The organism is Colwellia psychrerythraea (genome assembly GCF_000764225.1).
GTDB classification, from domain to species: Bacteria; Pseudomonadota; Gammaproteobacteria; order Enterobacterales; family Alteromonadaceae; genus Colwellia; species Colwellia psychrerythraea_D.
Genome location: NZ_JQED01000035.1, coordinates 60,996 through 74,180, shown reverse-complemented (window position 1 = coordinate 74,180; position 13,185 = coordinate 60,996). Strand labels below are relative to the sequence as shown.

General features: G+C 37.9%; 11 protein-coding genes and 1 pseudogene. 8 read left to right on the top strand and 4 right to left on the bottom strand.

Annotated elements, in window-relative coordinates:
* The first annotated feature begins 2 nt into the window (after positions 1 to 2).
* From ND2E_RS08565 to ND2E_RS08580, 4 genes are all read left to right on the top strand, one after another.
* Positions 3 to 3,149 (top strand): efflux RND transporter permease subunit, encoded by a 3,147-nt coding sequence (locus tag ND2E_RS08565; RefSeq protein ID WP_033094343.1) that lies wholly within the window; start codon positions 3 to 5, stop codon positions 3,147 to 3,149.
* 61 nt (positions 3,150 to 3,210) lie between these two features.
* The gene (locus tag ND2E_RS08570; protein WP_150113761.1) at positions 3,211 to 3,852 is read left to right on the top strand and encodes a HupE/UreJ family protein; all 642 of its coding nucleotides are present in this window, start codon (positions 3,211 to 3,213) and stop codon (positions 3,850 to 3,852) included.
* A gap of 20 nt (positions 3,853 to 3,872) precedes the next feature.
* Entirely contained in the window at positions 3,873 to 4,385 is a 513-nt protein-coding gene (locus ND2E_RS08575) for a hypothetical protein (protein WP_033094341.1), read from the top strand.
* 18 nt (positions 4,386 to 4,403) lie between these two features.
* Positions 4,404 to 4,763 (top strand): DUF6488 family protein, encoded by a 360-nt coding sequence (locus tag ND2E_RS08580; RefSeq protein ID WP_033094340.1) that lies wholly within the window; start codon positions 4,404 to 4,406, stop codon positions 4,761 to 4,763.
* 418 nt (positions 4,764 to 5,181) lie between these two features.
* On the opposite strand, the gene ND2E_RS08585 is transcribed toward ND2E_RS08580, so the two are convergent.
* Positions 5,182 to 6,534: a serine hydrolase domain-containing protein gene (locus ND2E_RS08585; RefSeq protein ID WP_081962050.1), complete on the bottom strand. Its 1,353-nt coding sequence runs from the start codon at positions 6,532 to 6,534 to the stop codon at positions 5,182 to 5,184.
* 365 nt (positions 6,535 to 6,899) lie between these two features.
* On the opposite strand from ND2E_RS08585, the pseudogene ND2E_RS08590 reads away from it, so the two are divergent.
* A pseudogene (locus ND2E_RS08590) lies at positions 6,900 to 7,457 on the top strand (transposase); the annotation flags it as partial.
* A gap of 104 nt (positions 7,458 to 7,561) precedes the next feature.
* Here the strand turns inward: ND2E_RS08590 and ND2E_RS08595 are convergent.
* On the bottom strand, positions 7,562 to 8,446 hold the full coding sequence (locus ND2E_RS08595; protein WP_033094339.1) for a LysR family transcriptional regulator: 885 nt from the start codon (positions 8,444 to 8,446) through the stop codon (positions 7,562 to 7,564).
* A gap of 100 nt (positions 8,447 to 8,546) precedes the next feature.
* Here ND2E_RS08595 and ND2E_RS08600 point away from each other — a divergent pair, with 100 nt between their 5' ends.
* Both ND2E_RS08600 and ND2E_RS08605 read left to right on the top strand, forming a co-directional pair.
* On the top strand, positions 8,547 to 9,245 hold the full coding sequence (locus ND2E_RS08600; RefSeq protein ID WP_033094338.1) for a hypothetical protein: 699 nt from the start codon (positions 8,547 to 8,549) through the stop codon (positions 9,243 to 9,245).
* Positions 9,245 to 10,168 carry an MBL fold metallo-hydrolase gene (locus tag ND2E_RS08605; RefSeq protein WP_033094337.1) on the top strand — a complete coding sequence of 308 codons (924 nt, stop codon included), beginning with the start codon at positions 9,245 to 9,247 and terminating at the stop codon, positions 10,166 to 10,168. The genes ND2E_RS08600 and ND2E_RS08605 overlap by 1 nt, the downstream gene beginning before the upstream one ends.
* A gap of 345 nt (positions 10,169 to 10,513) precedes the next feature.
* Here ND2E_RS08605 and ND2E_RS08610 read toward each other — a convergent pair whose 3' ends face one another.
* Together ND2E_RS08610 and ND2E_RS08615 are read right to left on the bottom strand one after the other, a co-directional pair.
* Positions 10,514 to 11,581, bottom strand: coding sequence for a metal-dependent hydrolase (locus ND2E_RS08610; protein ID WP_033094336.1), 1,068 nt, complete (start codon positions 11,579 to 11,581; stop codon positions 10,514 to 10,516).
* Between the two features lie 4 nt (positions 11,582 to 11,585).
* Entirely contained in the window at positions 11,586 to 12,185 is a 600-nt protein-coding gene (locus tag ND2E_RS08615; RefSeq protein ID WP_150113758.1) for a TetR/AcrR family transcriptional regulator, read from the bottom strand.
* Between the two features lie 279 nt (positions 12,186 to 12,464).
* Here ND2E_RS08615 and ND2E_RS08620 point away from each other — a divergent pair, with 279 nt between their 5' ends.
* Positions 12,465 to 13,172 carry an AraC family transcriptional regulator gene (locus tag ND2E_RS08620; RefSeq protein ID WP_033094335.1) on the top strand — a complete coding sequence of 236 codons (708 nt, stop codon included), beginning with the start codon at positions 12,465 to 12,467 and terminating at the stop codon, positions 13,170 to 13,172.
* Positions 13,173 to 13,185: the final 13 nt, after the last annotated feature.

Below are 13,185 nucleotides of genomic sequence, written 5' to 3'. Positions count from 1 at the left end.
GTATGTTGGAATCAATTTTAAAATTTTCAATTGAACGAAGTAAACTTATACTGGTTTTTGTATTGGCTGTTGCCGCTCTCGGTGTTTGGAATTTCACAAAACTTCCCATTGATGCAGTACCTGATATTACCAATGTTCAAGTTGTTATCAATACTGAGGCTGCGGGTTACACTCCACTTGAAGTTGAACAACGCATTACTTTTCCTTTAGAAACCGCTCTAGCAGGGGTTCCTAATTTAGAGTATACACGCTCTGTCTCAAGATATGGCTTGTCTCAAGTAGTCGCTATATTTACTGACGAAACTGATATTTATTTTGCGCGTCAGTTAATCGGTGAAAAACTCAATTCTGCAAAATCTGAACTTCCCACTGGCTTAGAGCCAGAATTAGGACCTATATCTACTGGGCTTGGTGAGATTTTTATGTTCACCGTTGATGCAGCGCCAGGAGCTACTGACCTCGATGGTAGCGAAATTACGCCAACTGAGCTTAGAACCGTTCATGATTGGGTGATTCGACCTCAATTAATGCAAGTTGAAGGTGTTGTTGAAGTAAACCCAATTGGCGGATATGACCGAGAGATATTAATTGCGATAGATCCTGAAAAGTTGTTAATTCATGGGCTGACACAACAAAGTGTTATTGATGCTGTTGGTTCACACAATCAAAACCGTGGCGCTGGCTTCATTGAAAAAAATGGTGCTCAGTGGCTGATTCGAATCCCTGGACAAGTTGAATCTCTTCAACAATTATCTGAAGTTCCAATTTCAACAGTGGCAGGACGCGTTCTAAAAATCAAAGATGTTGCTGAAGTTAAGGAAGGTAAAGAGCTTAGAACAGGTGCCGCTACACAAAATGGTCGTGAAGTTGTACTTAGCACAGTCTTTATGCTGATTGGTGAAAATAGTCAAAAAGTAGCTAAAGATGTTGGAGAAAGACTATCGGAAATAAGTAAGAACCTACCAGAAGGAGTCGTTGTAAACGCGGTTTATGATAGAACAAAATTAGTTAATAAAACCTTAGATACTGTAGAGATGAACCTGGTAGAAGGTGCGGTTCTTGTTATCGTTGTTCTTTTCCTTTTACTAGGGAATTTTAGAGCGGCTTTATTAACAGCAGCAGTGATACCTTTTGCTATGTTAATGACTGTTACTGGTATGGTGCAAACCAGAACCAGTGCCAACTTAATGAGTCTTGGGGCACTTGATTTTGGCTTACTTGTTGATGGTGCAATTATTATCGTTGAGAACTGTATGAGAAGGTTAAGTCATGCATCCAACGGAAAAGTGCTACCTGTTAAAGAGCGGTTATCATTAGTTTTTGAGGCGACAAGAGAAGTTATCAGACCTGCTTTGTTCGGTGTGTTTATTATTACCGCTGTGTATTTGCCTATATTTGCTTTGAGTGGTGTAGAAGGGAAAATGTTCCACCCGATGGCTATCACTGTTGTAATAGCACTTGTTAGTTCGATGATTCTTTCGGTAACTTTTGTACCTGCTGCAATAGCATTAATGTTCAAAGGCCCAATTGTCGAAAAAGACAACATCATCATGAAGACAAGTGAATCGTTATATCGTCCAGTACTATCCTTTGTCTTGAAAGCACGATGGCTTGTTGTGCTAATTGCGGTATCTCTTGTATCCATTGCAGGTGTTATGAGCACAAAGTTAGGAAGCGAATTTGTTCCTAACCTTGACGAAGGAGATATTGCAATGCATGCATTAAGGATCCCTGGCACATCATTAACTCAATCAATAGAAATGCAAAAAGCCTTAGAAGAGAGCATTAAGGCGATGCCTGAAGTTGAGCGAGTATTTGCAAAAATAGGTACACCAAATGTTGCGACTGATGCTGTTCCTCCAAGTGTTGCTGATAACTTCATTATTCTAAAGCCTAGAAATGAATGGCCCGATCCCAAAAAATTAAAATCTGATTTTGTTGCTGAATTGGAAGCCATTGTGACACCTATTCCGGGAAATCGTTATGAATTTTTACAGCCTATTCAAATGCGTTTTAACGAGCTATTGGCTGGGGTTCGTTCAGAACTTGCAATTAAAGTGTTTGGTGATGACTTTGATGGGTTAGCTAGCATTGGCAAGGAGATTGAGAGTGCAATTAATAGCGTAGATGGAATTCGTGATATTCAGGTTGAGCAAACCAAGGGCTTACCAATATTAACTTTTATACCTAAAGATGAGCAGTTGGCTATTCACGGAATATCTAAAGAAGGGTTGCAAAACCAAATAGCGATTGCGATGGGCGGAGAATCTGTCGGTAAATTTTACGACGGAGATAAGCGATTTGACATTATTGTTAGGCTTAGTGAGCAGCAAAGACAAGATGTCGATGGTTTATCCCAATTACCTATCTCATTGCCAAGCGGTGGTTTTGTGCCACTTCAAGAATTAATCACAATTGAAATGATTAATGGTGCAAACCAAGTTAACCGGGAGAATGGTAAGAGACGGGTCGTCGTAACAGCTAATGTACGAGGCAGGGATTTAGGCAGCTTCGTTAAAGATGTTCAACAAGCTATTGATAGCAAGGTGAAACTACCATCTGGTTATTGGATTGAATACGGAGGAACTTATCAAAAGCTTCAATCGGCAACTCAAAGGTTGAGTATTGTAGTGCCTGTAACACTTGTACTGATAGTTGGATTATTGCTTCTGGCATTAGGCTCTTTTAAAGATTCTATGATTATTTTTACAGGGGTTCCCCTTGCCTTAACAGGTGGAATATTCGCTTTAGTCCTTAGAGATATTCCATTTTCGATTTCAGCAGCGGTTGGTTTCATTGCGCTATCGGGTATAGCAATCTTAAATGGCTTAGTGATGGTTTCTTTTATTCGAGAGTTACGAAAAGAGAAGTTTGCACTGGAAGAAGCCATTATAAAAGGGGCGCTAACTCGATTACGCCCGGTATTAACAACCGCGTTAGTGGCTTCATTAGGTTTCATACCTATGGCGCTAAATACCGGAATAGGATCTGAGGTACAAAGACCTCTAGCGACAGTTGTAATAGGAGGTGTTATTTCATCAACCATTTTAACGTTATTTGTTCTACCTGCGCTTTATCGTTTGTTGCACTCAAGAGATAAAAAGTCGAATGAACAAAATGACAATCAATTAATAGAAAATAAAGGGTAAATAAATGTTTGGAAAATTCAAACTTTCTTATTTGCTGTACCCGTTATTGATTCTACTGTCGATGGCTTCAATTGAAGCCTTCGCACATGGGGTTGATGATAGTACACGCAACTTCTTACAAAATAATACAGGTATCCAGATACTCCCATTCATCTACATTGGTGCGAAGCACATGGTGACTGGCTATGATCACCTGTTGTTCTTAGTCGGTGTATTGTTTTTCTTACGCAGCAGTCGAGACGTATTACTTTACGTCAGTATGTTCACGATTGGGCACAGCTTAACGTTAATGGGCGGAGTACTTGCCAATATTCAAGTTAATGCTCATCTAATCGACGCAATCATCGGCTTATCCGTTGTTTACAAAGGCTTTGATAACTTAGGTGGGTTTAAACACTTTTTTGGTAAGCAACCTAACCCGAAAAAAGCGGTTCTTATTTTTGGCCTGTTTCACGGTTTTGGTCTCGCTACAAAAATTCAAGAGTTTGAATTGCCATCAGAAGGCTTAGCAACAAACCTATTGTCATTCAATATTGGTGTTGAAATCGGACAATTCTTAGCGTTGATGTTTATTCTTCTTGCCATTAATTTTTGGCGTCAATTCGAGAGTTTTAACCGCTTTGCTAAAGCGACAAATACTGCATTGATGTGCGGTGGCTTTATGTTAGTTGGTATGCAACTAACCGGATATTTTGTTAGTTAACTTTTATGAGATATATATTTATGGAATCAAATAAAACAAGTCGTTCATTGATTAAAGCGACAACTCTTTCATTTGTGGTTGCGATGATCACATTGGTGTTATTCATTTTACCTGCTGAGTACAATATTGACCCAACGGGCGTTGGTCAAAAACTTGGTTTGACGGTATTTAATGATGAAGGGACAAAACCTTTAGTAACTCAAGCTAGTGATGGGGGACAAGATACAGCTATTTTGATAGTACCTGCTGGTAAAGGTATTGAATATAAGCTGGATATGAAAAAGTTCCAAAAAGCTACGTATGAATGGGTTACTGATGGCGGTGATTTATACGTTGATTTACATGGTGAGCCTAAAGGTGACACCACGGGCTATTTTGAGTCATATACGATTGCAACCGCAGATGAAATGAAAGGCAGCTTTACTGCACCGTTTGACGGTTCTCATGGTTGGTATTGGAAAAACAAATCAGAAAAAGACATCACTATTCAACTTATCTTCAGTGGCGATTATGTCATTGAAGGTCTTAAATAAACCTACATAGGAACCCTTATGAAAACATTAAGCAAATTAGCAGTTATTTCAACTTTATTATTCACTACATCAGTGTTTGCACACGGTGATGGACATGGTGAAGTTGACAAGAAGAAAATATTACAAGCTGCTCAAACTTCAGCCAAAGCTCTTACTTTTAAGGATAAGGGGATGTCTGTCGGTAAACTAGATGGCTCATGGAATAAAGTTGCTAAAGACAATTTTACTATCGTCGAAGAAACCCGTGAAGGTATTCTGGTGAAAGCGACAAATGCGCAAAATCATCAAACACTTTTATTCATGGTAAGTAAAACAGGAAAAGTGATGGAAGTTAAAGATGAAAAAATGTTCAAGCATGAACATGGTCATGCACACTAACTTATAAACACAGTTGGTAGCGGTAAATGCAGAAAAAATACCTGTATTTACCGTTTGTCGCAGATTATTTATTTTTTTCGGTTTTAGGCTCTGAGCTGCCATTAGTAACTCAAAAGCTAAGGTCCGCTATTGGCTAACTGAAGTACACTATAATTATTACTGTTCAGATGTTAACAAAGATACGAAAGCAGACGTAAGCGTTTATTGGTTTTCATAAAGCAACGAGCTGTGAGTTCAAGCCTAATAGAATATAGGGTATTGTTACTATCCTCCTTTCGACCAAATCGAAGAAACTTTATGAGTTAATAAAAGCTGTTTTAAATGTAGAAGTTAACAGCTATACGTCACCAGTAAATTTATTGATGGCTTTTATCTCTAGCTCTTCGTTGTTCTTTCAGCTTTAACGAGTATCAAATTTTTATTTACGATATGTTTGTTTGACTATTTCTCGAGCATAAGCATGAACCCAAACCTCAGCTTGATACGAGGAAGAATAGAAGACAACAACAGTATCAGTTTCAGGGGACACATAGAGAGCTTGCCCCGTCCTGCCTGATTTGTATAAATCTCCATCAGCAAAAACCGCGTCCCATTGATAAGATGCACCGAAGTCATCTTCTGCAAAATCATTAATTAACCTTTTACTCATATAATCATTGCCAACTAAGGCTTCTTTTGATGCTAATTTAGCTTTATCAAAATAGTTTTCCGACACTACACGAGTATTGGTTATGGTGCTCCAACTTGGAGTAAATAGCATGCCAAATCTAGCAAGATCTCTTAATCTAGCTGCAAATGCTCCAGGCGAAGATGGCTCACCGTTAACTGTAAGGCCAAGAACGCCATCACCTTCCATACCCGCTTTGCTCCAAATATATTCGGTGACTAAATCTTCAAACGGTTTACCTGTAACCTTTTCTAAGGCTAAAGTTACAACATAAGTATTCAATGAAGCATATTCAAATTGTACGCCCGGTTTTTGTTTAACCTTTACTCTTTTAAGGGCATCCATTAACGAGAGTCCTTCGGGTAGCGAAGGGTCACCAAAACCAATAGCATAGAATAAGCTGACAGGGTGTTCTGGAGAACTTCCCAATCGGCTTTCACTTACATCTAGACCCGAGCGTTGATGTAAAACATCTGATATTTTGATGTTTTCCCATACGCTGCCTTTAAGTTCAGGTAAGTATTTAGAAACAGTTGCATCAAGGTCAAGCTGCCCTTGTTCACTTGCAATATGAGCTAATGTTCCTACAAGTATCTTAGTAGCAGAAGCCCATAAATGATTATCCCAATCTCTTATGCCAATATACTTTTCAAATACTATTTTCCCTTTATGAACGACAGTAATTGCCTTGAAGCGAGACCGTTCATCTTCCATCATTTCATTTAATGTCATTGTTCCTAATATTGTTGTAGCACTGACATCACCAATTTGGGGCGTGAGTGAATAGTTTAATTCAGAAACGGGACCATAACGATGAACAACTGCTGTCGGTAAGTTTTCACTTAAGCGAGAGGCTGCGTAGTTTCCTGCATTACCTGCTGTAACCATAGTATCGCCACTGTACGCTTGACGGTACTTACGGCTTTGCTCAGCCGAAAATCCGTTTTTTCCTTCATTGACTGAGCGCAACTCATTAGGAATAGAGTAGTTTGAACGGCTTGATTCTTTATTGGGTACTTTTTCCGGTTTAGCCAAAATCTCACTAGTGACTATTAGTAACACTAAAAGTGTTATAAAAACCAAAAGTGAAATCAATTTATTCATAATTCTCTTTCCAAAAATATTTAATTAGATGGTTTTAATCTTTACATATTGTGGATAGAAAAAGCAACGTGCAGGCTCGGTAAGATATGGAAATGGAATACAACGCAACACTCCTAATATTGCTATAAAAAAATAGGAAATCGACATGCATATAAATTAAAGAATTAAAATTAATCGAATGGCCACTTTGGGTATAGAGAGCCATAAGATTAACTTCCGCTTTTGGCTCAGACTGTGTGAAAACCTTTTGTTCACCTTTTCCTATAACTACCTGATAGTTATGATCAATCGGTCTTAACTTTCTCCACAAACATAACACACGTTTACTATACTTATCAGTAAATTAATCTTTATTGGTAAGTGTCATATCAGGCTTTATTAAGGGCGTTAACCGCTCTCAATCGACACTCTTTCCTGAATCTCTCAATGACTTTGTTAATGCTGAAAATACCGTCAGAGTCATTGATGTGTTTATTGAAGCATTGGATTTAGCTGAATTAGGGTTCACGGGCATGATCACCAAATCTACTGGTCGTCCTAAGTATCACCCTGCTGTCATGTTAAAGCTCTATCTCTATGGATACCTGAATCGAGTCCAATCCTCTAGAAGATTAGAAATTGAAGCGAATCGAAATATTGAACTCATGTGGCTACTGGAGCGACTTGCTCCTGACTTTAAAGCTATTGCTGATTTTAGGAAAAATAATGCTAAGGGGATTAAGAACGTTTGCCGTACATTCGTTCAGCTTTGTCAACAACTGCATATGTTTGATGTAGGCGAGATTGCTATTGATGGCAGTAAATTTAAAGCCAGTAACAACAAAGATAACAACTACACCCCAAAGAAAATGGCATTTCATATTGAACGTGTTGAAAAGCATATTAGCAATTATTTAGAAAAATTAGACCGTGCTGATGAAGAGCAACTTAGTCCTCAAACAATCAAAGCAACTCAAGAGACCATTAACAATTTTTAGTACCAAAATTAGTTGACCACTACATATACCGTTATAGTACCTCAAATGGGCTAAGATTTAAGTTTATGCATAAGATGGTTAAGCCAGCCGTCAGCGGTACTTGGTTTATAAACCAGTGAAAATTGTTCTTGGTATTGATTGCGAAAATCAATCACTTTTATTGCACTTTGCTTGTTAACATCAATGGCAATATCAGGAATATAGGCTAAGGCTTTTCCGTGATTTACAATCGATAACAAAGCATTAAAATCGTCACTACGACATGAAATATTCCTTGGGTATTTATGATCTAGCCAACCATCTGAGCCAATTCCTCGTTCAATACCACAAAAGGGTGAAGTCTTAGGGCAAACAAAAGCATAGTTAAGCAAATCTTCCATCCTCACAATACCGTCAGGAAAAGCTTTAAATATTTCATGCTGATGGCTAGCAACAACAGTGCCCGTTGTTGCACCTAATAAGACAGACTCTAACGCAAAAGCATCGACATCAACTAGGGCCTCATTGGTCACTATGGCAATTTGGGACTGGCCGTTTATTAAGTGCTTCATTGCATCCCCTTCAAATAACGCATCTATGGTCAATTCCATATTGTTATTGGGTAGTAAGGGCATAATTGTTTCCAAGCAGGCATCTAATAGAACGGATGGCCCTGATATTTTTACATGGCACTTATTGTGTTTATCTGTAAATTCACTGCACATTTGCTCATATTCATGGGTTAAATGTAATGCATAGCTGAGAAATTTTTTGCCGTTGGCATTTAACTGAATATTTCGTCCTACACGATCAAATAATCGAGTGTTCAACTTATATTCAATTTTTTTCAATGTCTTAGATAGTGCGCCAACGGTAATATTTAACACACTCGCACTGACATGAACATTTTGAGAGTGTGCCAAATGAATTATTTTTTGTAAGTCATCAAACCGCATACCATTTCCTTTTAGGAATCAAATCACTGCTTTTTTTTGATTATATCTCAATAGTAAGTATTCTAATATGTAAAAATTATTAATTATTTATACAGACATCATGAAAATATTTTTTATTAAAAGCATCATTGCCAGTTTGTTAGTGGCAAGTTTTTTAACTGCCTCATTCATCTCAACTAATGCCCAGGCCAACAACTCAAACAGTCAGCATGGTAATCACAGCTTAATGGGATCACATGGTATGGTCCTGATTCATCACCCTGAAGAAGGTTTTTTTGCAAGTCATTTGCCTTTATATCGCACGCCTCATGATTACCAACTTATTTATAAAATACAGATAGCAGAGCCAGATAAACTTGCCGATTTAATTAAAAACGATATGGTCACTTTGCTGCCAGCAAATTTTGATCTGTCGAGATTGATTGCAGGCGAGCGTTTTTCAATTAACACAACTTTTTTTCAAGGACACTTTGAGCGTGGTGGAAAATCTCAGTTCAGCACTGACATGACTTTTGAAAAGCCAATACTTATTAAAAAAGTATCGCCAACATTTACCGCAAAAAAGGCAACGGCTTACCTTGCTCCAGTTAGTGCACAACTTGCAATTTTTGCTCATAGAATTCAAAAGTCTCCATCTTTTGATGCGATAGGCTTTGTCGAAAGCGCAATGGTAAATAACATGGTGGATACCTTAATGTGTGATAAACCATCCAAACTAAGGGTAGAAACGATTAAGGCTAAGTTAGAGGCATGTGCCAAGCTCGACGTAAAATATATTGAAACTCAGGATTTTAAATAATGCTTAATGCAAAAAAACAATTTTACTTATTCTTATTTAGCATTGCTTCTCACCTCAGTGCGACGGCGGCGACAGTGCCTGTTGAGCAACTTAAAAATAAATCTTGGTTTAGTAGCGCAGAAAACTGTCAGTTAGATAAATCGCCAGCTATTGAAACTTATCAATACGATCAAGACACCTTTATATTACGTCAAAATAAGTGCGTTCATTATGAAGCACCTTTTATGTATTTATTATTTGGTGAGCAGCAAGCAGTACTCATTGATACAGGGGCAACAAAAGAGCATGAGAAGTTTCCATTAGCTGCGAAAGTTAGCGAAATAATGGCGGAACGAGCACAGCAACTAAAACTTAAACAAGCTAGTCTGCCATTACTTGTGGCTCACTCACACAGTCATGGTGATCATATTGCTGGCGATAGCCAATTTACAAACTTTATAGATACTGAAATTATTAAAGTTAAGGACACTAAAGCGTTAATCTCTTCATTTTCATTTGAAAGCTGGCCAACTAAAACGTCACAAATAGATTTAGGTAACAGGGTTATTGATATAATTCCTACACCGGGACACCAAGCACAAGCTATTACTTTTTATGATCAACAAACTCAATGGCTGTTAACAGGCGACTCTATTTACCCAGGACGCTTGTATGTTAAGCAATGGCCAGAGTATAAAGACAGTATTAAGCGACTTGTTGAATTTGCTAAATCGCATTCAGTATCTGCTGTTTTGGGTGCTCACATTGAAATGTCTACCACACCAAATGTTGATTACCCGGTAGAAAGTTCCTACCACCCCAATGAGGCGTCCTTAGTACTTTCTCTTGAAGATTTATATAAATTAAACCATCAATTAAGTAAATTAGGTGATAAACCAATACGTGTGGGTTTAGAAAAATTTATTATTTATCCTATTGAATAGAATTTTCTTTACATAGAGCTTTACTATTTCGACAAAGGTTTTAACTCGATACATAACTTATAAAAAACAAATAAGCCACTGAGTAGCTGGGAGCTTGAAGCAAACCTTATCGCGTTAAGTGTCCCATTACGAGGTAGGGTTAACCATCACTGTTACCACGTTATAGTTTATTACACCTGATTCAAACCATACTTAATTGGTAAACTAAATGTTTTTAGTTTGCCAATAATTACACTTACCATTTAGTGGTTAGCTCTTTGCTTCCTGAGAGTATTTCAAATAATAGCTGAGAAGTGTTTGTATTTTTAGTGACGTTTAAACAAATGAAAAATCAACACTTTCCAATCAGTTGATAAGTTTAACCTGCTCGTCACTAAAATATTTTAATCGATAAAGTTGCCAGGAGTGTTCTTTTTCTCGGCACATACCGAATCGAAATGAAGGAATAATATTCGGCCAGTGGTAACGCAAATCACTAAACCATACACAAACTTTAGTCGATGTTTTTTGATATTTATAAAATACCGGATACTCTGCGAAGTCTCGAAAAGCGCTGAACTTTTTATGCTGCCAAACTAGGTTAACATCTCTTTGCATAGCGATATCTTTGGGCTTTAGTGACTGCATGTGCCAGCGAAGTTGTGGTGGTAAATAATAACTATTTTGGTAAACATCAACGCCAAGCAATTCGCTCACGTTAACCGCGATAACATCATTAGCTAACTTTAAATATGCCTGATTAATACCTTGCTCTGTCGGTTCGATAACATGCCAGTAAAGAGGGGAAAATGGCTGTGGAATAAGGACTCGCGACGAGGAACTTTTACCTTCCTTCTTTTCGGGGGAAGGAAGTTGGAGGTATGCCTGCTGTTTAAATAGCAGAACCAGCAATAGGTAGCACAAAGGTAATATAAATGAGTAAACCCGATAAGTCTTATTTCGCAAGACTACAATTAATATCAGTGTGATCAAAGCCATTAACGTGAAATAGACATCAACAACAAATAGTAGATCCCAGTTAACCCGGTAGTCACTCAACGGTGCGAACCATTGCGTTCCAAAAGCGGTTAAACTATCAATCAATGTATGAGATAAAATCCCGACCAGACATATTTGGAACAATAATATTGGAGGATGATGCCAACCATAAAATCGTATCAATAGTTTTGACAGGATCCAGGCCCAAAGTGGAGCCAAGAGTAGCGAATGTGTCTCAGCTCGGTGCCAATAGGCAACAAACTCTAAGGGATTCCAGAAAAAAAGTAGGTAGTCAATATCAGGGAATATTGCTGATAATGCACCAATGAGTGCACGACTTTTCCAACCTAATGAAACCCTTGATTGACTTTGTTTTACTTGCTGAGGTAATTGAGCCACCGAAGCACCGACAAACATGTGTGTTATAGCATCCATGCTATTAACTTACTCGGTAGTAGAGTTCAGACACCCAACCTCGTGTTCGCGTAATATTTCCTATAAGTTTCTTGAGCAAGGCTCGGGTTTTTTTATGACCTTCACTCTGATCTAACAAAAAAAAGCTGAAGCTTGCAAGGTAGACACTGGTTACTGTTATTTCGTCGGCTATTTTACATTTGCCTTTATGTTCTCGGCCAGATGCTTCTAAAAACCACTGTACGGTTCGGCTGATACGAGTAATGCTATGTGCCTGTAAATGAAAATGACCAAGCTCTAATTTATAAGCGAGAATTTCTCGTATCAAGTTTTTGTCTGGAACCAATGTTTGAAACCAGCACATGATGCATTCAAGCAAACGTTCGTCGACTGAGAGAGTAAAGTAACTGTCGGCTGACGTGATGGATAACATGGCTTCGTCGGCTCTATCAAAGAAAAGTTCAGCAATATCATCCTTTGAACGAAAGTAGCACTTGATATCGGTCATAGAACAATTAAGAGATGTGGCTAGTTCCATTATGCTAAACGACTGCCATGAACTTTGGTGCGCAAGCTCAACAGCCCTATGGAAGATGATATCTTTATTTATTAATTGCTCGGCCATAACAAAGGTTCGGAAATAAGACTATTAATATTATAGACCACATTAATAAGAAAATTATAACCTGGCCATTTCCAGTAATTTATATGGCGAATCGCGCCCCAAACCTAGATAACTTTATACTTGTAAATCAATGAATTAAACAGTCTACTCTGCCACCAAAGCGGTCATCGAGACTTTAGGTTAAAGAGTCAATAAAACTAACACTTCACTTTATTGTCCATTGATCTAATATGTATAACCAGAATCAGAATGAAGTAACGCCATGCATTTTATATTATTATGAAAAACCTATTAACCATTCGTTCCTATAGTACAAAACCAGCTCGTCACTCACATCACTTTAATCAATTGGTTTTACCTTTACGTGGTGTCATAAATATATGTGTTGGTAATTTCAGTGGTAAAGTTGCACCTAGTGAATGTGTTGTAGTTAAAGCCAACGAAGAGCACTTGTTCACTGCTGATACTGAAGCTAGATTTGTAGTCGTAGATATGGAAAACCTCCCACCAAATATTTCATCTTCACAATATATTGTTTTTGCGATTAACTCATCTCTTAGAAGTTACTTAACTTTTATCGAACACCAACTAGAAAACAAAGTTAATGCTCAATTAGAGCAGGCGATGTTCAAAATGCTCAGCTTACTGCTTGCAGAGCAACCTTTATTACCAAAAGTAGATAATCGCATTGGTACAGCAATATCCTTCATAGAGCAAAATATTGCAGCGCAACTTCAAATAAAACGATTGGCTGAATCTGCTTTCCTAAGTGAAACACAGTTTAAGAAGCTTTTTAAGCAACAAACAGGGATGACTGTTATGAAGTATGTAACAAAGCTTCGGATGGAAAAAGCCCAAGCTTTACTTACGCATACAGATTACCCGTTACAAATTATTGGTGAAAAAGTAGGTTATAAAGAGCCCTCAGCTTTTAGCCGAAAGTTCTCACAATACTTTGGTCTATCACCAACTAAGTTCAAAAAGTAACTTAGTCTTAATT